This window comes from Reichenbachiella faecimaris, assembly GCF_900176375.1.
GTDB classification, from domain to species: Bacteria; Bacteroidota; Bacteroidia; order Cytophagales; family Cyclobacteriaceae; genus Reichenbachiella; species Reichenbachiella faecimaris.
Window position 1 is genome coordinate 1,021,857 of sequence record NZ_FWYF01000001.1, and the last position, 19,657, is coordinate 1,041,513.

A 19,657-nucleotide genomic window follows, 5' to 3' on the forward strand; every position below is an offset into this window, starting at 1 on the left:
TTACAAGACTGACTCTACCTTTTTTTGAAGCTCAGGAAGCACTGTCTCATCAAACCAACGATTTTTAGCTCTCCAGATATTGTTGCGCGGAGAAGGGTGAGGCAACACAAAATAGTCTGGTAAATAATCCTTAAAACTGCGAACTGTTTCTGTCAAGGTTTTTTTTGTCTCGTTGCCTAAATAATATTGCTGGGCATACTGACCAATCAGCAGTGTCAATCGTACTTCTTTCAATAAGCTCAGAACTTTATCATGCCACTGGGGAGCACATTCTGGTCTGGGTGGCAAATCCCCTGATTTACCCTTGCCCGGATAGCAAAACCCCATGGGCAATAAAGCTATTTGACTAGGGTCATAAAAGGTATGCTCGTCAACTCCAAGCCAGCCTCTCAAATTCTCTCCACTCTTATCATCCCACGGTACGCCAGTCTCGTGTACTCTGGCGCCTGGCGCTTGCCCAATGATCACAATTTTACTCGAAGGGTCAGCAGCTAGAACAGGTCTGGTACCCTGTGGCAGGTGAGCCGAGCAGATGGTGCAGCTCCTTATTTCATTTAGTTGAGTTTTCATGCAATCGAAATAAAACTATCTATTGGTAGTATCACAAACATACCAAATTGACAAAAAAGAAAAATAGATTAAATTGGTATGAGCAAAAAATAACAGCCCACTATTTTTCACAGAAATAAATGAGGAAATTCTTTCAAATATTTATTTTTCTTTTTGGATGTGCTACTCTACTAACTAGTTGTAGTTCGTTAAATAATTCGGACGAGAATTTGTCACAGACACTTCCAGATTCATTATCGATTATTCCTTCCAATTTTAGAAATCATCCCGAAAGAATTCACTTAGAATCCAACTTATTAGTGACGCATCAACTTATAGAAGGAAGAAATAAGCTTATGTTTTCATTTAATCTTCAAAGTCCTAATTCAAATTATGTACTAAAAAGTGGAGAACAGATACAAGTTAATCCAGACGGTTGGTCAGAATTAAAATCAATTCCAATTCGTTCAAATCTGGAAAATTGTTTTAATCCAATTATTAGTTCCTTAGGTAGGGAAGTATATTTTCTTGGTAAAACAGATAGTGTCAATCACTTATTTCGCATCTCAAAGAGAGATAACCTCTATCATGTTTTCGATTCAACGTTCAATGAGTTTGCGAACATTACACTTCCTGTCTGGGGAGAGCCTGAAAAATTATCATTTGACATTCCGAAAGGCCACTGGATTGTAGATTTTGCAGGGCCAAAAGATGATTTTGCACAATTCCTTCTATTAGGCAATAAAGATGACACGCTGCTTTATAATGTTAAATTGAATTGGGAAGATGACTACAACAAATATAAATTCGAGCTTATGCGGTTCGATGATCCAAGTGGCAACACCTTTGACTTAAAACCTTACTTATCGTCCATTGATAATATATATCTTGGAAGCGGGTATTTGTGTTTCGACAAGTGGGGTCAGATATACTTTTCTAAACGTGGAAAATCTACTTGGTCATGGCCAAAAAAAATTGAAGTTGCTGGGTTTAAAAAAAATTCAAGGCTTATTGGATTCGAAGTATCCTCCCAAGATTATTACACTACCTATTTGTATTTTCATGCAATTGACTCTGCTGGGAATCTAGGGATTAAGCATATAAAAAAACCATAAAATCATGAGGTTGTAGATCTAACAAGATGAAGTAAGTAGTTGTTGAGTTTCGTTTAGCTCTTATTCCACCCTGTTGAAGTCAGCACTCAAAGAAATACATATTTAAAGAAGGTGATAATTGAACCAATAAGATACCTATGAAAATGAAAACTTGCATTATTTCATGTTTAACCTCACTTAGTTTATTAGCGGCTATCCCTCTTAATGCCCAGAGCCTTGATAGCGCAATCATTGAAGTGGGTCGCAAAATTGAGGTGTATAAATCAGAAAACAAGACACAAAAAAAACCAGAATATTATCAATTCACCAAAAGTGTTTTTTATATAAACACTTCAGCTCTAACTAGTACTTGTTCGTGCCATGTAAATTTGAATGACCCAAATTCTCAGCCCCTAGAAGTCGAACAAAAGATAGAATCTGATGGCAATCTTAGTTTAACCTTTTATCCAAAGAGGTCTGGTGTTTACACTGGCTTCTTAAGCACAAATTGCCCTACGAATTCCTATTTCAAATCCAAATCCAACGCTTTAAACTCAAGTGAGTTGAAGAAGGCTGAGGATCAACAAAATTTTGCATTTTTCGAAGTAAAAGTGCTTCCTTATCCTGCGGTGATTCTAATCAATGAAGATTCACTTTCAAGTGGAAGTAGTCAACTCAAGATTAGCAACATTCCCAGTTCAACTTTGGGATTATATCCCAATTCTGAAATTAAAATAGAAAACATAACCATTTCACTGTCAGATTACGTCATGCGAAATATTTTGACATTCCCAACTATAGACAAAATACCAAAAAATGTTTTGACCAGATTGAAACGTGAAAACACAACCTTACATAAGGGTCAGTTCATTCACATCGAATTTGAAGCTAACGGAATCAAGTGTTTACATCGAATTCTGTTGATCTAATTTTAATCATTAATAATATGAAATATATCATCTCAAGCGTATCCTTAATTCTTAGTTTTCATGCCTTAGCTCAAGAAAAAATAACTATTGACATCCCCCCAACCATAGTCTGTTATGAGTTAGTTTATGGACATCAGAACGCGCCAGCCTTCTATACAAATATTCCCAAAACCATTTATATTTCTGTCCCCTTTTATCAAAACCATTGTGAGTTGAAAATAATGGCCGAAAATGAAAAAAATGAAATCATTCCTACCTCATCTATTTTCCGAAAAGAAAAAGGAATTAAAGTCAGTTTTGATCCTGTAATAGATTCGGAAATTAATATGACTATTAAATCAATCTGTCCAGATTATGTATCCATGCAAGGAGCCAGTGGCATCATTCCTCTTGCAGGCGAAAAATTAATGGGCACGCTGGATTTCGAAGTGAAATCATTTCAAGGTAGAGAAATTAGCCATTTCGGAATGGAAGTCATTCGTAGGATGAATGATTGGCGAACTATGGTTTCTTCTAAAGCATTGATCATAGATGACAAATTGACTCAGGTTGCAAAAGATTTTGACATGAGCATGTTTATAGAAGCCGAAGTAAATCTAGAAGCGTATAAATACTACACTATTAGTGGTGGTGGTGGAGAAGGCAATAAAACAACACCTGAAGAATTTATTGGATTGTATTTGAGTGAATCGACAATGCAGCCTGAATGGACATCTGAAAAATATACGAAGATCGGCTATAGTGATATCAACTATGGTGATGGAGAATATTCCATCACCATTCTTTTAAAATAGCCACAAGCCCTTCCTTTTTAAAGAATTAATTAGTGGAATAATGTATGCTTTTTTCTAAAACAGTGGTCTGATCAGTATCTAAAATAATTCTTTTGACTCAAAGCTGTCAATTTTATTATGAATGTATCTAATCATCATCTTCCGTCAGTCACGAAGGCGATGCTACTTCAAATTAGATCTCAATTAACCTTCCTCTAGACAATTGAACTTTGGAAACAACGTTGCTTTTAGGCGAATGAAAAACTCAATAATATTCAATAAAATTTGATTTTAGTAAGTCATTTAGTCTCTACCAAATTCTTTTTGAAAGCCCCACTCTTGCCAGACAATTGTTTTTTTATTACCTTCTTAAAGTATGAAATGCATTTTTTTTCTAAATAGCATTTTTTTTGTTTTTGCTGCGTTAGCACAGCAAACAACTCTTTCTGTTCAGACTGGTCATTCTGGCCCAATTAATTGCCTTGCCTACAGCCCTGACGATCAAATAATCGCTTCAGGAGGAGCTGACAACAATGTCATTCTTTGGGATGTGAACTCCGGCAAACAAATGAATATCCTTAGTGGTCATAAGGATGAAGTGGTGGCCATTCATTTTCATCCTGAAAAAAATTGGCTAGCTACAGCATCACTTGATGGATCTGTTAAAATATTCGAGTACCCTAACGGCATGGAGATTAAAACAGTCGACTTCGAGGATGAAGTTGGCTCCATATCCTTTTACAATAGCGGAAAAGATCTATTTGTAGGTACTCAAGTGGTCAGTTCAGTAGATATGGTAAATTTCCAAGTCAGTGAAATAACCTCTGATCGTGGTAGTAGAATCGATGTAGTTGCCGTCTCTCCTAATAACAAGCTCCTCGCAACTGGAGGGAAAAACAGAAAATCAAAAGTGATTGATCTTGAGACTTCCAATATTCTTGCCGAATACCACATATCCGCTCACCACTTAGTTTTTGACTCAACAAACAATTATCTATATGGTGGCGCTCCAAATGGGAAATATTTTAGAAAGTCTATTTACAAAAAAGATAATTTCGAAGTTAAATCTAACCGAATATGGAAGAATTTTTATGACGTAGATATTTCCAATAATTTTTTGGTCGCTGCAAACAGAGATGGTCAAATCTCTGTGTATGACATCTTAAAAAATAGAATCAAGTATAATTTGAATAGTCATGATGGTCAAGTAAGAGCACTTGTTCTTTCAAACTCCTCGGGATTTCTTGCAAGTGCAGGAACAGATAAAATTATTCGAATTTGGGATTTATCATCAGGAAAGCTCAGCAGGACGTTATCTGGCACTGGAAATAGAATTAATGACATCGTTTTTAGTGATGACGGAGAACACCTATATCTAGCTTACGAGAACGGGAGTTTTAAAAAAAGTCATCTCTCTCCTAATGGGTTCACGTTGTCTAATCAGATAGAACTTGGCAAGTTCACTGAACTTATTGCCCCAAACGCAAGTATTTCTATTGATAGCATCATGTCATTCAATACTAACAATGTTGAATTCTGGGCTTCTAAGAAGTGGGCTTCAAAAACCCAAGGATTTTATAAGAAAAGGCAGCCTATGGTAATTTCATGGGACTTAGCCTCTAATGAATGCATTAGTTCAAAAACCCGAAAAGACAAATTAATAAAAACCAAAGGGCGGAAAAATAAAATAAAATATTTCAAAAACATATATCCCTTCAAACCCAAATTTGATGCACAAAGCACAGATATTGATAGGAAATTATTTGCCTACATAAAAGAAAACGAACTCATTTTACAAGACTTGAATTCAAAAAAGGAGCTGTTCAGCGCAAATACAAACCACACAGATGCAGTATCCTCTATTGCTTTTAATCCTAAGCATGAAATGATCGCAACTTCAAGCTGGGATGGCACGGTCAAATTTTGGGATTTCAAAGGTGACCAATTGGTTAGTTATTCTACCTCAGGAGACAAAGACTTCATTTTTGTCGATCCAGACAACCATTACTTTGCTACTAAAGGGGCACTCGAAAATGTTGGATTTTTATTCAATAACCGTATACTCTCCTTTGACCAATTTGATTTGATTTACAATCGACCGGATATTGTATTTGGAAGGCTCACTCACATCGATGACGAATTCGTTTTAAACTACTCCAGAGCCTACAATAAACGACTTCAAAAATTAGGCATTCGTCCTGAGGAATTGCGTGTTTCTGATGATATACCAGAAATGACTTATAATACCAACCATCAAATTTCAACAAAAATTAATACTTTGAAAATTAACGTCTCCGCTCAGGATGAGGAAAGCGATCTAGACAAATTTTATCTCTCTGTGAACGGTGTCCCAAGTCAGGGTGAAGAAGGATTTGATATTACTTCCGGCAAGAGATGGCATGGTCAAATTGAAATAGAATTAAGTTCAGGATTGAATGAAATACAACTTTATGTAAGGAATAAATCAGGCATTTCATCTCTAAAAGAAACATTCAACATCACCTATTCAGGATCTGGGATTCAACCAGATTTGTACCTAGTGACCATTGGTGCCTCAGAATATCAACAATCGGCCTATAACTTGAAGTATGCTGCCAAGGATGCGATCGATATTGCTAATCAATTCGGTGAATCAAAATTGTTCAATGAGATTAAAACACTCACCATCACGGATGCAGAATTTAAACTAGAAAGCTTAGGCAAAATTAAATCTTTCATATCAGCCGCCTCTGTAGATGACGTGGTATTACTTTCAATAGCTGGACATGGTGTCTTGGATTCAAATCTTGATTACTACCTAGCCACCTATGATGTTGATTTTTCAAATCCTTCTGAAAGAGGACTCTCTTATGATCAATTGGAGTCTTTGCTTTCTCAAACAAAATCCAGAAAGAAATCCCTTTTTATAGACGCTTGTCATTCTGGAGAATTAGATAAAGATGAAGTGACGTTGGCATATAATGAATCTACTGAATTTGGTGATGTTATTTTCAGAAATGTTGGAGCCACCGTCACTCAAAAAACTAGCATGTCATTGCAAAGTTCTTTTGACTTGTCAAAATCCCTTTTTGCGGACATGCGAGATTCAAATGGTTCTACTGTGATTTCTTCTGCGGGAGGGGCTGAATATGCCATGGAAGGATCAGAATGGAATAATGGAGTTTTTACATTTTGTTTATTGAAAGGATTAAAAGACGGTTCAGCCGATCTGGACGGAAATAACAAGATCATGCTTTCCGAATTACAAGAATACATCTTTGAACAGGTTACCAAAATGACTGGTGGAAGACAAAAACCCACTTCCAGAGTTGAAAATCTAAAAAGTGATTTCAGAATATGGTAAGGCTTCTACTTTCGGCTATCATGCTCATCACTGTTGTGTTTGTCACTAATGGACAATCTTTGAATATTGGCCTAGGCGTAAATCAACCCTTACAAAGGTATAGTGTAACACCCGAAACACATTATTTGTCCTTTTGGAATTACAGTTTTATTTTGGATTTGGATGAAACTGTAGACAGGGTTTATCCAGTCTTATACGTATCATATCAAGCAAAAAACAGGTTCTTCCTTAAGAACGAAATTGGTCTCGTAAGAACAATAAACGTGATTAAAAAAGAATCTGGTTACTCATTGCACCAAGATGAATATTTTGAAGAGAAATTTGCTGTTAAAATCATCACATTGGACGAGAGATTACAGGTCGGTTATACACTAGTCGCTCACTCGGTTATTCAAATAATTCCATACATGGGTGTTCTTGCAAAATGCATGCTTTCTATTGAAGACAGAAGGTATAGCGGTGGTAAAGGTGTAAGTAACGAATCATTTGTAAATGAAAATTGGATTAATTATCCAATTACAGAGGGCTACTTAGTTAATCAGTCAATGGATTTTAAACCTCTAATTATTTATGGATCAGCAGGTGTCCTGTTCAAGTGGTACAACTACTATTTGGGTATAAACTATGACCAAAATATAAGTTCTATTGATAATCGAGGTTTTTATAAATCTGCAAATCAATTGACCATTTCCCTGGGAATCGACCTGCTAAGCATTTACCTGACCAAACGTCAATGAGCCGTTGGATTAATATCATATGGACTATCACTTTTGTGCTGACAGCTTGTTTGGAAGCTGATTTATATGACCAAATAGATCCAGAAACCCTATCACGGAGTATAGGTCCTGAAGGAGGAAAAATTATTTTTTACGATGGAAGTATTCCAGAAATTTCTCTACATGAAACAATCATTGATGGGATATTGGACATTCCTTCTGGAGCACTTGACGAGGAGTTTGTTTTTGACCTCCAGTATGTTGAGGTTCAGCATTTATATACTGATATTGATGTTTTTGGGGATACTTCTGAAGTGGTCGTTTATTTCGGCTCTGGCTGGGAATTGGAACCAGAAGTCGAATTCAATCTGCCAGTGAAATTTAGTTATCGCGTGCGGTCATTTGATCTTGATCTAGCTGAGCCAGTTTGCTTCTATTCACCCATCTCACGTACGAAGCTTTATCAAGATCAATTAGGAGATTGGGTATATGATCGCCCAGTTGAATTGATAGAATATGAATATAATACAGATGAAAACTTGATCACCATAGAAATTGATGCTACTGATGAGACAGTTTATGCATTTCATAATGTCCTGACATTGAATGACACCATTTCCAATCCAGATGACTATTCTCAAGGTAATTTTTTCTGTGAATCCACCAATATTGAACCTGTCATTATTGATTTAAAATTTTTTTCTACGTTCGCTGATGGCAACTTTCTAATTATCCCTCCTAATTCATTTATTCCTCCTGCCTATTGGGAAATCAATACGGTCAGAGACTTTCCTCTTATTCCCTTTGAAATTAGAGAGCTAGATTACTTTCATGCCTATGAAGAATTCGAGATTGACGGTATAATCGCTTTGCCAAATGAGGCAGATTACCATCTATACCATGTTGAACTACATAGTTATGATTCCGAAAAAGCTGCCGATCTCTTTATGACAGTCAACTACAGGTATCCCTTTAAAATGGGCGATTATGCTAACGAAATCGCCATTTACAAAGTGGATATTGAAGAAGACAAAGTTATTGAAAAACTAAGTACGGGTATAAACAGAAGTGACCCTGTCTTTATTTTTGAAACTCAAATCAATGAGAGTGGAACGTATGTGATCGGATTAGAAAAAGAAAAATTTCAGAAATGGCTGGGTGGCAGCGCGACGGTATCTATTGATGACGGCACGTCATCTGACGTTCATTTGTTTTCTAATGAAGATGAATTTGGTTGCTATGTTCGGTGCGAAGAAGACGCTTGCTATTATCGTATAAAATTGAATCGTCTGGATGGACTAGGCCCCGAATCCACTGAGCAGCTAAGGTTTGAGATCAAGCAATCATCTGATGACGGTGACCTTACGTTATCAGAAGAATTTGTTTCTGAATTATTACTTCCAAATTCTGAAAATATCACCCTAATTAATTCAAGTATAATTATCAATGAATTTAGTTTTGATCATCTTGATATTGGTGGTACGCTTATAGGTGATATAATCATAGATGCCATTGACCACGATGGAGTTCCTTTATCTGCTAATATTCAATTCACAACCAAAATATATGCTTCAAGCTTGTAAAGTTTTCTTGATGATAAGTTTGCTGTTGGTTATTTTCTCCTGTCTGGATAATAATGTTAGCCCCAATGTAGAGTTCGACTTAGAAATAGTACTTGAGGATGGTGAGATAGATTATACTAAGGTCGTAGAAGGCGGGGGATTTGGTGTAGCAGCCATTGATCCGAGTAGTATTAGTATTCCTCGAAACAAAGTTATCTTAGGTTTGAAACCAATAAATTTTGAAGGCCAGGGATCTGAAATTCCAGATACAGAAATTTCAATCAAAATATCAGGTACTGCTACAGAGGGACAAGACTTCACAGAAGTAAGTAGTAGTTTGTATTATGAGTACCAATACGGGTCAGGTAATATTACTGAACTATTTGCATTTGCCATCATAGACGATCAAGAATATGAAGGCACAGAGTCTATAGAGATTGAGCTTTCCTACTCTGTTAATGATGTAATTAAAACTATCAGCGAAACAATTTACTTATTTGATAATGATTTCCAATTTGAACTAGAATGGAAAAATGAATCAGGAATTGAAGATAATGCAGATATCCAAATGTCTGTAAGAAGAAATCACTGGCTGGTTTTTCTGGATTTGGGAGAGGCTCAAACTGTTGGAGAAAATTATCAGAAATTCCTCCTTTCAGGAGGTGCCAATAGCTGGAAGAATGAAACGGGATACGGATGTGATGTAAAGTATTTGAATAGGTCTGGCCCCACAGGGAAAATTAATTTCGTATCAAGACTCCTCCTTCCTACCGGAAAAGTGCTGGAGCACTCAGACTTCTTTGAGGAAGATGATTATCTGGGATCAGATTATCATAAAATTCCCCTGATAGTTTTTCCTAAGGTTAGAAACAGCCCCTATGAACTAGATTTAGAAATTACATACGGACAAAACAAAACAGAAACAATCACAATGGATTTTAATAACTCAATAAATTAACGGCTTGATAAATTCATAAGACAGCCCTTTTTACCCTAAATATTTAAGATCATGAAATATTTACACTTCTTGTTTATTCTTCTTTTGGTAAGTTTTTCAGTTCAATCCCAAACGGTTTTTTCGGTCATCCATGTCAAGGGAGAAGTCAAAATAAAAAGCACTGGAATAGCTCTCATGCGTGGAATGAAAATTTCAGAAAAAGAAACACTCGTCTATGGCAGCGTCAATGACTTGGTGGCAGCCATCAATCCTCAAAAGGGAAAAGTAATCCTTCAACCTACGGCTGATGCACACTCGAAAAATAGCGAACTGGCCTTTGTAATCAAGGATATTTACAGCCCTATGCTAGGAAATGCTACCACTCGCGGATCTTCCTTACTTACCACGATAGGCATTGTCAACTTCTTCAAGGCTGGTTTCTTAGTGTTGGATGAAAATGAATTTGAATTCAATGAACGCGACTTTCCACTTTCAGACAGTTCTTTCTTTTTTGTTCGATACTCAGCAGAAAAATTTGATGAACCTATTAACAAAAAATTACCTATTAACGAAGGCAGAGTACTGCTCAATCGAGACGACTTTTTGCGCATTGATGGCAACGAAATAGATGCCTCCACTTTGTCCAATTTCGAATTGTTCTACTTTGCCGATAACATGACCAACAAGCTAGCAAATATGGAATTGTATATAATTCCTATGAAAGAAATCAATGAAGTAATTGATGTAATCAAAACCTCTGGTATTGACAATCCATTTATGGAGTGCTTGCAGTACATGCAAATCATCTACGGAAACGTTGATCCTTCGAGACTCGAAACGATCTTCAACGAACGGTGAGGAAACTTTTTTCATATTGGAAAAAAATTATCCTGATCGCCTGCCTACATAGCATCTGCTTGGTTATTGGTAGTATCTATCTCCAGAAACTACCCTGGGTATTTAAAGGTGAAGACTCCCTAATTCAATGGGCTATTATCTTGAAGCGCGTGGTGCTTGAACACAATCCCCCAAAGGAGGAGTTCGTATTCATAAATACTTCATTTTCCAATCAGGTTATTGATAATTTCGATCAATATGGCCTCCCAATGGGAAATCAAGTAATTACAGATCGATTTGAACTTACTCAGCTATTTGGTATCATGAATCGCACCAACGTCCATAAACACCTTATAATTGATATCTTTTTTGAACACAACAGTCTGGCTGACTCACTTCTAAGTATTGAGATTGAAAGCTTGGAAAGAACCATACTGGCTGCGATTCTCGATGACAACAATCAGGTCAAAACACCAATCTTCATGAACGAATTTGGATTGGTAACTGTAGAAACCTTGGACGATATATTTTTGAAATATCAATTGATCTGGAACGACTCCTTAAAAGTCCTTCCTCTGCGATTGCACGAAACAGAAATTGGAGAGAACCATCGAAAAGTTGGCCCCTTTCTGCTATCTCAAAGCGAATGGAGCATGGACTCCTACATACCCGATATTCGGATTAGTCAATTCGATGTGACTGTTGAGCGTTTGTATCCCTTGGTAAATCTGCCAGATCTCTTGTACTTAGAAGATGCTGATATTGCCAAATTGATGACTGGTAAGGTAGTTGTGATTGGGGATTTTTTAGGTCATGACAACTTCGAAACATTGACTGGCCAAATTGCAGGCCCGCTGTTGTTGGCAAATATTTACCTTTCACTTAACGAGGGTGATCATCACCTGACTTGGGGATTTCTCCTCTTTTTATTCTTCTCCTTTGCTGTCATAAGTATGGTCGTGCTTTTGCCCGACAAACAGATGAAGGTGAACACAGGCTGGAAGCGAATAATATTCGGGAGCAGTTTTATTATCTACCTTTCTATACTCTCTATCATCTCCTATATGGTCTTTCATAAAGCATTGAACGTTTTCATTCTGAGTTTTTACTTGTTTGGATTGAACTGGGTATTAGAGAAAGTGATTAATTCAGAAAAATTAAAGCCTGAATGAAGATTACTTGTACATTTTAAGGCAATGATAACAAATCTGGAATACATGACTACTCAACCAGGGTAGGCTTCTCGCCCCATATAGCTCTAAACAACAAAAGCCTCAGCGAATGCTGAGACTTTTAAATTGTGGGCCCACCTGGGCTCGAACCAGGGACTTTCTGATTATGAGTCAGATACTCTAACCAACTGAGTTATAGGCCCTTCAAAATAGTCTATTCAACTGCCTTGAATTTGGAGGTGCAATGTTACATATTTGCCCAAAATTACACAAACAAACCCGTGAATATCAAAACAATAATTTTTGATCTTGGTGGCGTCATTATCGATCTGGATTTCAAACGCACCCCAAAAGCTTTTAGTCAACTGACTGGATGGCCATTCGACGACATCTTCAAGTTGTACTTCGAGCCTGGTTTGTTTCAGAATTACGAGAAAGGCCTGATAAAAGATCAAGAGTTAAGAAGTGGTATCAATGATCTGTTTGGTGCCCAGCTTTCTGACACACAAATAGACGAGGCCTGGTGTGCCATGCTTGGCTTTGTGCCAAAAGCACGATTGGACTTCATGAACGAATTGCGTAAAAATTATCAGGTGTTAGTCCTGAGCAACACCAACGCTATTCATGTAGCTGCGTTTAACCAAACCATCAAAGAAGTATCTGCAGAGAATTCGTTGGAAGCATTTGTAGATAAAGTGTACTTCTCCCATGAAATGGGAATGAGAAAACCTGACCTGGAAATTTACGAGGAACTGCTCAAGCAATCAAACATCAAGGCTGAGGAGTGTATGTTTCTGGACGATACACAGCACAACCTAGACGGCGCAGCACAACTTGGCATTCATACTATGCATATCACTCACCCAGATCAAATATTTAACTTAGCAACAGATGTTTAAGGACAAAGAAGAGAAAACCAAAATCATACAAATTGGTTTGTTTATTGTGACGCTGATCGTCACTACCTTTGCTGGTGCAGAGTGGATGACGGGCAAGTCACTGTTTTATGGAGAAAACACCATCAGTCAATCCGAACTGCTGAACGGATTGAAATTCTCTGTCCCTTTCCTACTCATTCTCACTGTACATGAATTTGGCCATTATTTCATGGCACAATACCATAAGGTAAAAGTAACACTCCCTTTTTACATCCCACTATGGCTTGGATTCTTGCCGGGTTTTCCTTCACTCGGATCCATGGGTGCTTTCATCAAGATTCAAGACATCATCGACAGTAGGAAAAAGTATTTTGATATTGGCATCGCTGGGCCACTGGCTGGATTTGTAGTAGCACTTTTGGTTCTGGTCTATGCCTTTACCCATCTGCCTGAGCGTGAGTCTATCTATAAAATTCACCCTGATTACGAAGCGTATGGCTTGGACTATGCCGAGCATGTATATACCTATGAGCATTATATGAACCAGCACCACGACTTTTATCTGGAAGATCGTGTACAAGATTCTTTGGCATATCTGGAAGAGCACGGCAACTTTGAAAACTGGGGCTACCCAGCTTTTGAACCCTGGCCTTCTTACACATCCACCTCACTTGGAGGTAATCTGTTGTTTTCGTTCTTTGAGTACCTATTTGTATCAGATCCAAAACAAGTCCCAAATAAATATGAGCTGGCACATTATCCTTGGCTTTTTGCTGGATTTCTGGCCTTATTTTTTACTTCATTGAATTTGCTTCCCATAGGGCAATTGGATGGTGGTCATATTCTGTATGGCCTCATAGGCTACAAACAACACCGTTTGGTATCTCAAGTATTATATATTGGCTTTCTATTTTATGCTGGACTCGGCATGGCTAATCCTCACCACTTATCAGAAAGCATGTTTAATGAGCTCATCTATTTGGGATTTCTCTTTCTGTGCTTTACTAAGTTCACCTCAAAAAATAGAGACAAACTGATGTATGCGCTGGGTATATTCTCAGCTCAAATGGCTCTCAATCTTTTTTACCCTGCGCTAGAGGGGTATTCTGGCTGGTTGCTATTCGCCTTTTTGCTAGGAAGAGTTTTAGGCATCTATCACCCTCCAGTGATGATCAATCAGCCTTTAGATATGAAAAGAAAAGTATTGGGTTGGATTTCGCTTGGGGTGTTTATCATTTCATTTAGTCCCAAACCTTTCAACGTAGTGGAGATCAAACCTCAGAGCAAAGAAGTCAAATCAGAAACACCAAGCATTCTGTCGGCTATGAATCCTTCTCCATATTTCACACGAATAGACATACCAAATTCACGCCCTCTGGCTTCAATCAGTTCCATAAATTCGGGAGAAGAAATCAGCGTATTGGAAGATTCTCCTGAAGGATCAAAAAACTGAGATTTATAGGCTCTAACCGCTTCCATTCGGGTAGCCCAGAAACCCGAAACGTCTATCACAAAATCAGGTTTGTGAAAATCTGTTTGGATATAATGGTATAAGTTTTTGATATACCAATTCTCCTGAAGCATATCTTCAAGCTTTGTATTGACATTCTTCAACCCAGCTAAGAATGTTGCTCTTTTCACGACCTGAGCAGCTTTTCCATGATCTGGATGCCTATCGGCTATGGCATTGGCTAAAATGACATCAGGCTGGTACTGTCTTATTTTCCTGACCACTTCCAGTACATGTTCGTCATCATTTTTGAAGAACACATCCTGAAATTTGAGATTCTCACGAACTGTTAGCCCTAGAATTTCAGCAGCAGCAGCAGACTCCTTATCTCGAATTTCAGGAGTACCTCTTGTCCCCATTTCGCCTCGAGTAAAATCAACCAAGCCTACTTTTTTACCACTGGCTATCAAGGATAAGATAGTGCCTCCACAAGATAATTCGGCATCGTCAGGATGGGCGGCAAATACAAGTACGTCTAATTTCATAGTTTTAAAATCTTTTTGTCATTTCGAACGACAGAGAGAAATCTAATCGCCAATAGAAAATTATTAAGACTTCTCCGCTTCGGCGGATCGCCTTTGGTCTAAATGACAAGAGAAAAATCAAGTAATCCGCAGTCGCTGGCCAACTCTCAAGATAGTACTTCTTCTGATTCCATTCAAACGGCAAATTTTATTTATGGATACACCATATCGGTAACTTATATGGCTTAGCGTATCCCCACTACGTACACGGTGATAGCGAATCTTACGAGCCTCTTTGAGATAAGAGAAGGTATAAGGCGTCACAATCATGGTCGTCGTGCGAATGGTATCCATGTCGAAATTAAAAATCTCTTTCGGGTCAAAAGCATTTCCTTGATATCTGGTTTCGAAATGCAAATGCGGACCACTACTTCTTCCTGTACTTCCCCCCAAACCAATTACATCTCCTGCCTTTACGACATCACCAGGCTTTAAAAATCTCTTACTTAAATGACCATAGAGCGTTTCCAGTCCATTATAGTGTCTCACCAAAATATAATGACCATAGCCGTACCTATCATACTGAGCCACTCTTACAATGCCATCAAATGCCACTCGCACTGAATCACCTGTTTTTAGGCGTATATCATCACCATAGTGCCAACGCCATCTTCTCAGACCAAAGGGTGAAGTCACTTCTGTCTTTGGAATGGGCAAACACCAGTCTAAGGAAGGATTGTCGAAAGTCAACGAAAGCGCCAGCGTGTCCGAAAATTGCTCACCATCAATCTCATAAGGATTGACCTTAGTCGTACTCCATGTACTGTAATACTCTCGAAGTGTCACCCAGACCGAGTCGATCATCAGTTGTTCTGTGACCTGGATGGGTACATTGTAGGCAAGAACCACTTCTGCCGTATCCTCATGCAACATACTCAACTCACGCTGTAGGGATATCTCCTCTTCCATTGCCAAACTATCCCAGTAAGCGTCTTCAATCACGAAAATACCCTCGTCAATATCGATAATAGTATCTTCAGGGGTAATGGGAACTATCTCTTTATTTTTAAACTTAAAAAAATCCTTCAGTTTTTTCTGACTGAAGGATTCTGATACTGTGCACAACGACACAGCGCATATTGTTACGATTACTCTTAGTATCAAACCTTGTTATTGTTCTACACTTTCAAATTCCTTGGCAGCCAAGAAACGCTCAGCATCCAAGGCACCCATACAACCAGTACCAGCAGCAGTTACTGCCTGACGATAGACTCGATCCGCTGCGTCACCAGTGACGAATACACCCTCTACTTTAGTTTTAGAGGTGCCTGGCTCTACGATGAGATAGCCAGCTTCATCCATTTCTAAATAGTCTTTGAAGATGCCTGTATTTGGCTGATGCCCAATAGCAACAAAGAATCCACTAATTGGAATATCTCTTTTTTCACCAGTCACGGTATCTACTACTCGCATACCTTCTACTTCATCTTTACCTAAAACTTCATCAGTAGAAGTATTCCAGAGGACTTCAATATTTGGTGTATTTAAAACTCTTTGCTGCATGATCTTAGAAGCGCGCATTTCATCTCTTCTTACCAAAAGGTAAACCTTAGGGCAAATGTTAGCCAAATAGGTTGCTTCCTCTGCGGCTGTGTCTCCACCTCCTACTACTGCTACCTCTTTTCCTCTATAGAAAAAGCCATCACATACCGCGCATGCAGAAACCCCAACATTCAACAGTCTTTTCTCTGAATCAAGCCCCAAATACTTGGCACTGGCTCCAGTAGAGATAATTACTGCTTCTGCAGTGATTTCATGTTTTTCGTCTACAATTACTTTGTGTGGATAGCCAGAAAAATCCACTGAAGTCACCATACCAAATCGGACATCAGTTTCGAATCTTTCTGCTTGCTTTTGCAGATCAGTCATCATCTGAGGGCCATTTACACCGTCTGGATAGCCAGGGAAGTTCTCCACGTCGTTGGTAGTAGTCAATTGTCCTCCAGGTTCACCACCCGTGTATAGCACAGGATTCAAGCCTGCCCTGGAGGCATATATGGCTGCTGTATAACCCGCAGGTCCAGAGCCTATGATCAATACTTTTACGTTCTCTTGAGTCATTATTTCTCTTCTTAAAAATAGGTTTTGCAATTTAGCATGAAGCTAATCGACATTAAAACATTTAATATCAAAAAAAGTTTACGCCAAATAGATAATAGTTATCTATGAGCCAATAGACAGTTTCTTTGGGTCGAATACCAACGCTTACTGCCATGACACATAAAAAAACCATCCTGACTACTCAAGATGGTTTTAATCTATAATATCAATGCGTACTTATCCTTCTTTCTTCTCAGGTTTTGGCAAAAGCGCTTTTCTAGACAATCTGAACTTACCAGTTTTCTTGTCGATTTCGATCAATTTCACTTTGATCTCTTCGCCCACTTCTAGTACTCCATCCATGTTCTCTACTCTCTCCCACTTGATCTCAGAGATGTGTAGTAAACCGTCTTTGCCAGGCATGAATTCGATAAATGCACCAAATGGCATGATCGACTTCACTTTACCTTCGTAAGTCTCCCCAACATCTGGCGTAGCCACTATGTTGTTGATTCTTCTCAAGGCTTCTTTCATGGCATCTCCATCAGCAGTAAATACGTTGACAATACCGTTTTTATCATCTTCAGTCACTGTCACAGTTGCACCAGACTCTTTCTGAATCTCCTGAATAATCTTACCACCTGGCCCGATTAATGGCCCGATCATTTCTTTTTCAATTTTGATCATGGTAGATCTTGGTGCATGAGATTTCATGTCTGCCCTAGATTCAGTCATGGTCTTTCTCATCTCTCCAAGGATATGAGCTCTACCCGCTTTCGCCTGCATCAAAGCCTCTGTCAATACTTCGTAAGACAAACCATCCACTTTGATATCCATCTGACAAGCAGTGATACCATTATCGTTTCCAGTTACTTTGAAGTCCATGTCTCCCAAGTGATCTTCATCACCCAAGATATCAGACAAAATCGCATATTTTCCAGTCTCTGCATCAGAGATCATTCCCATAGCGATACCAGACACTGGTGATTTCAACGGGATACCCGCATCCATCAAGGCTAGTGAACCAGCACATACTGTAGCCATAGAAGATGAACCGTTCGACTCCAAGATATCAGAAACTACTCTAATCGTGTATGGATTCTCGTCATCAGCTGGCAGCATAGGTTTGATGGCTCTCCAAGCCAGGTTTCCATGACCTACTTCTCTACGTCCTGGCCCTCTGTTTGGTCTTGCTTCTCCAGTAGAGAATGCAGGGAAGTTGTAGTGCAAGAAGAACTTGTTGTATCCCGAGTGCACTGCACCGTCCACCATTTGCTCATCTAGCTTGGTACCCAAGGTTACACTAGTCAAAGACTGTGTTTCACCTCTGGTGAATATTGCAGATCCGTGCGCTGATGGCAAGTAGTCTACCTCAGACCAAATCGGTCTGATTTCGTCTAGATCACGTCCATCCAGTCTTTTTCTTGTATCCAATACACATTGTCTGATCGCTTCTTTTTCCACATCGTGGTAGTACTTTCCGATCAAACCTTCGTTGTACTCTTCGCCTTCTGGCAATTCAGGCAACGCTGCTTTGTATTCTTCAATAATCGCAGCAAATTTCTCCTTACGGATGCTTTTGTTTGGATTACCTTCTTTAGCTACTGCATATACAGCATCAAAAGTTTTTGCCTTGATGTCCGCTCTCAACGCTTCGTCTGGAGCTTCTTCATGGTCGTAAGTTCTTTTTTCAGTTTTGCCCACTGCCTCAGTAAGCTCTAGCTGAATTTTGCACTGCTCGATAATGGCTTCGTGACCTGCTTTGATCGCACCAATCATCGTTTCCTCAGAAACTTCAAGCAATTCACCCTCTACCATCATGATATCGTCTTTAGTACCTGCGATAATCATATCTAGGGCAGCGCCTTCCAATTGACTCTTGGTAGGGTTGATGATAAATTCACCATCTTTTTGCGTGACTCTAACTTCTGAGATTGGACCTCCAAATGGAATATCAGATACTGCCAATGCTGAAGAAGCAGCCAATGCAGCTAGTGCATCTGGAAGATCATCTTCTCCTAAAGAGATCAATGAAATCATCACTTGTGTCTCTGCGTGATAATCACTTGGAAACAACGGTCTCAAAGCTCTATCTACCAATCGACAAACCAATACTTCGTTATCAGACAATCTACCTTCTCTTTTTAAAAATCCTCCAGGGATTTTTCCAGCTGCAGCAAATTTCTCTTGATAATCAACAGACATTGGAAGGAAATCAACTCCTTCTCTTGCGTCTTTATTAGACACGACTGTGGCCAACAACATGGTGTTACCCATTTTGACTACTACAGAACCATCAGCCTGCTTGGCCAATTTTCCAGTTTCTATAGTAATCTCTCTGCCGTCTTTCAACTTAACGGACTTAGTTACTACGTTTAATGACATAAGTAATTTTTTAAATTTTGACTAAAAAATTGAGTGTGAGTGAATGTCAAAATTTGTTATTAACGAGTGAGAAAGAACAAAAAAGGAAGTCTGTGAGAGACTTCCTTTTGCGCATATTTTTATTTTCTTAATCCTAATTCAGCGATAATCGCTCTATATCTTTCGATATCCTTTTTGTATAGGTAATCGAGAAGGCTTCTTCTCTTACCTACCAATTTCAAAAGACCCAATCTAGTAGAGTGATCTTTTTTGTGTGACTTCAAGTGATCTGTCAAGTGATTGATTCGGTGAGTAAAGAGAGCGATTTGAGATTCCGCAGAACCTGTATCCTTCTTAGACTTCAACCGACCATGATTCTCGAACAATTCTTCTTTCTTTTCTGTTGCTAAATACATGCTTAGTAAAAAG

At 38.6% G+C, this 19,657-nt stretch carries 16 protein-coding genes, 1 tRNA gene and 1 pseudogene; 11 read left to right on the forward strand and 7 right to left on the reverse strand.

The genetic code is table 11. The features are described 5' to 3' along the window. Nucleotides 1–570, reverse strand: a complete 570-nt coding sequence (locus B9A58_RS04245) for a uracil-DNA glycosylase family protein (RefSeq protein WP_084371172.1) — start codon at nt 568–570, stop codon at nt 1–3. Between the two features lie 335 nt (nt 571–905). On the opposite strand from B9A58_RS04245, the gene B9A58_RS04250 reads away from it, so the two are divergent. The 9 genes from B9A58_RS04250 (at nt 906) to B9A58_RS04290 (ending at nt 11,912) form a co-directional block, all read left to right on the forward strand. Then, nucleotides 906–1,664, forward strand: coding sequence for a hypothetical protein (locus B9A58_RS04250; RefSeq protein ID WP_139793732.1), 759 nt, complete (start codon nt 906–908; stop codon nt 1,662–1,664). Between the two features lie 143 nt (nt 1,665–1,807). Next, a complete protein-coding gene (locus tag B9A58_RS04255; protein ID WP_084371174.1) occupies nt 1,808–2,572 on the forward strand; it encodes a hypothetical protein in 765 nt (254 codons plus the stop codon). A gap of 17 nt (nt 2,573–2,589) precedes the next feature. After that, nucleotides 2,590–3,366 carry a hypothetical protein gene (locus B9A58_RS04260; protein ID WP_084371175.1) on the forward strand — a complete coding sequence of 259 codons (777 nt, stop codon included), beginning with the start codon at nt 2,590–2,592 and terminating at the stop codon, nt 3,364–3,366. 355 nt (nt 3,367–3,721) lie between these two features. Continuing rightward, nucleotides 3,722–6,688 (forward strand): WD40 domain-containing protein, encoded by a 2,967-nt coding sequence (locus B9A58_RS04265; protein ID WP_084371176.1) that lies wholly within the window; start codon nt 3,722–3,724, stop codon nt 6,686–6,688. Then, nucleotides 6,682–7,425 carry a hypothetical protein gene (locus tag B9A58_RS04270; protein ID WP_084371177.1) on the forward strand — a complete coding sequence of 248 codons (744 nt, stop codon included), beginning with the start codon at nt 6,682–6,684 and terminating at the stop codon, nt 7,423–7,425. Before B9A58_RS04265 ends, B9A58_RS04270 begins: the two co-directional genes overlap by 7 nt. Then, nucleotides 7,422–8,987, forward strand: a complete 1,566-nt coding sequence (locus B9A58_RS04275; protein WP_084371178.1) for a hypothetical protein — start codon at nt 7,422–7,424, stop codon at nt 8,985–8,987. Before B9A58_RS04270 ends, B9A58_RS04275 begins: the two co-directional genes overlap by 4 nt. A 10-nt stretch (nt 8,988–8,997) precedes the next feature. Next, nucleotides 8,998–9,924: a hypothetical protein gene (locus B9A58_RS04280; protein ID WP_139793733.1), complete on the forward strand. Its 927-nt coding sequence runs from the start codon at nt 8,998–9,000 to the stop codon at nt 9,922–9,924. Between the two features lie 51 nt (nt 9,925–9,975). After that, nucleotides 9,976–10,761, forward strand: a complete 786-nt coding sequence (locus B9A58_RS04285) for a hypothetical protein (protein ID WP_084371180.1) — start codon at nt 9,976–9,978, stop codon at nt 10,759–10,761. Between the two features lie 248 nt (nt 10,762–11,009). Continuing rightward, the gene (locus tag B9A58_RS04290; RefSeq protein ID WP_139793734.1) at nt 11,010–11,912 is read left to right on the forward strand and encodes a hypothetical protein; all 903 of its coding nucleotides are present in this window, start codon (nt 11,010–11,012) and stop codon (nt 11,910–11,912) included. 129 nt (nt 11,913–12,041) lie between these two features. Here B9A58_RS04290 and B9A58_RS04295 read toward each other — a convergent pair. Then, nucleotides 12,042–12,115: transfer RNA gene (locus B9A58_RS04295), tRNA-Ile, on the reverse strand. A gap of 78 nt (nt 12,116–12,193) precedes the next feature. Here B9A58_RS04295 and B9A58_RS04300 point away from each other — a divergent pair. Together B9A58_RS04300 and B9A58_RS20600 are read left to right on the forward strand one after the other, a co-directional pair. Further along, the gene (locus tag B9A58_RS04300) at nt 12,194–12,811 is read left to right on the forward strand and encodes an HAD family hydrolase (protein WP_084371182.1); all 618 of its coding nucleotides are present in this window, start codon (nt 12,194–12,196) and stop codon (nt 12,809–12,811) included. A gap of 85 nt (nt 12,812–12,896) precedes the next feature. Then, nucleotides 12,897–13,691 (forward strand): annotated as a pseudogene (locus B9A58_RS20600) (site-2 protease family protein); the annotation flags it as partial. Nucleotides 13,692–14,068: 377 nt separating this feature from the next. On the opposite strand, the gene bshB1 reads toward B9A58_RS20600, so the two are convergent. The 5 genes from bshB1 to rpsO all read right to left on the reverse strand — a co-directional run bounded on the left by bshB1 (nt 14,069) and on the right by rpsO (nt 19,644). Next, nucleotides 14,069–14,785, reverse strand: coding sequence for a bacillithiol biosynthesis deacetylase BshB1 (bshB1, locus tag B9A58_RS04310; protein ID WP_084371183.1), 717 nt, complete (start codon nt 14,783–14,785; stop codon nt 14,069–14,071). Between the two features lie 117 nt (nt 14,786–14,902). After that, nucleotides 14,903–15,889: a peptidoglycan DD-metalloendopeptidase family protein gene (locus tag B9A58_RS04315; RefSeq protein WP_084371184.1), complete on the reverse strand. Its 987-nt coding sequence runs from the start codon at nt 15,887–15,889 to the stop codon at nt 14,903–14,905. 45 nt (nt 15,890–15,934) lie between these two features. Next, on the reverse strand, nt 15,935–16,885 hold the full coding sequence (gene trxB, locus B9A58_RS04320) for a thioredoxin-disulfide reductase (RefSeq protein WP_084371185.1): 951 nt from the start codon (nt 16,883–16,885) through the stop codon (nt 15,935–15,937). A gap of 216 nt (nt 16,886–17,101) precedes the next feature. Next, nucleotides 17,102–19,249 carry a polyribonucleotide nucleotidyltransferase gene (gene pnp / locus B9A58_RS04325; RefSeq protein WP_084371186.1) on the reverse strand — a complete coding sequence of 716 codons (2,148 nt, stop codon included), beginning with the start codon at nt 19,247–19,249 and terminating at the stop codon, nt 17,102–17,104. Nucleotides 19,250–19,368: 119 nt separating this feature from the next. Further along, nucleotides 19,369–19,644, reverse strand: a complete 276-nt coding sequence (rpsO, locus tag B9A58_RS04330) for a 30S ribosomal protein S15 (protein ID WP_084371187.1) — start codon at nt 19,642–19,644, stop codon at nt 19,369–19,371. Nucleotides 19,645–19,657: the final 13 nt, after the last annotated feature.

What these genes read in the sequence shown, in the direction of transcription:
- B9A58_RS04250 (WP_139793732.1), top strand. Translation starts at nt 906, where the DNA reads ATGTTTTCATTTAATCTTCAAAGTCCTAATTCAAATTATGTACTAAAA.
- B9A58_RS04270 (WP_084371177.1), top strand. Translation starts at nt 6,682, where the DNA reads ATGGTAAGGCTTCTACTTTCGGCTATCATGCTCATCACTGTTGTGTTT.
- B9A58_RS04280 (WP_139793733.1), top strand. Translation starts at nt 8,998, where the DNA reads ATGATAAGTTTGCTGTTGGTTATTTTCTCCTGTCTGGATAATAATGTT.
- bshB1 (WP_084371183.1), bottom strand. Translation starts at nt 14,785, where the DNA reads ATGAAATTAGACGTACTTGTATTTGCCGCCCATCCTGACGATGCCGAA.
- B9A58_RS04290 (WP_139793734.1), top strand. Translation starts at nt 11,010, where the DNA reads ATGGGAAATCAAGTAATTACAGATCGATTTGAACTTACTCAGCTATTT.
- B9A58_RS04285 (WP_084371180.1), top strand. Translation starts at nt 9,976, where the DNA reads ATGAAATATTTACACTTCTTGTTTATTCTTCTTTTGGTAAGTTTTTCA.
- trxB (WP_084371185.1), bottom strand. Translation starts at nt 16,885, where the DNA reads ATGACTCAAGAGAACGTAAAAGTATTGATCATAGGCTCTGGACCTGCG.
- B9A58_RS04260 (WP_084371175.1), top strand. Translation starts at nt 2,590, where the DNA reads ATGAAATATATCATCTCAAGCGTATCCTTAATTCTTAGTTTTCATGCC.
- B9A58_RS04265 (WP_084371176.1), top strand. Translation starts at nt 3,722, where the DNA reads ATGAAATGCATTTTTTTTCTAAATAGCATTTTTTTTGTTTTTGCTGCG.
- rpsO (WP_084371187.1), bottom strand. Translation starts at nt 19,644, where the DNA reads ATGTATTTAGCAACAGAAAAGAAAGAAGAATTGTTCGAGAATCATGGT.
- B9A58_RS04255 (WP_084371174.1), top strand. Translation starts at nt 1,808, where the DNA reads ATGAAAACTTGCATTATTTCATGTTTAACCTCACTTAGTTTATTAGCG.
- B9A58_RS04275 (WP_084371178.1), top strand. Translation starts at nt 7,422, where the DNA reads ATGAGCCGTTGGATTAATATCATATGGACTATCACTTTTGTGCTGACA.
- pnp (WP_084371186.1), bottom strand. Translation starts at nt 19,249, where the DNA reads ATGTCATTAAACGTAGTAACTAAGTCCGTTAAGTTGAAAGACGGCAGA.
- B9A58_RS04245 (WP_084371172.1), bottom strand. Translation starts at nt 570, where the DNA reads ATGAAAACTCAACTAAATGAAATAAGGAGCTGCACCATCTGCTCGGCT.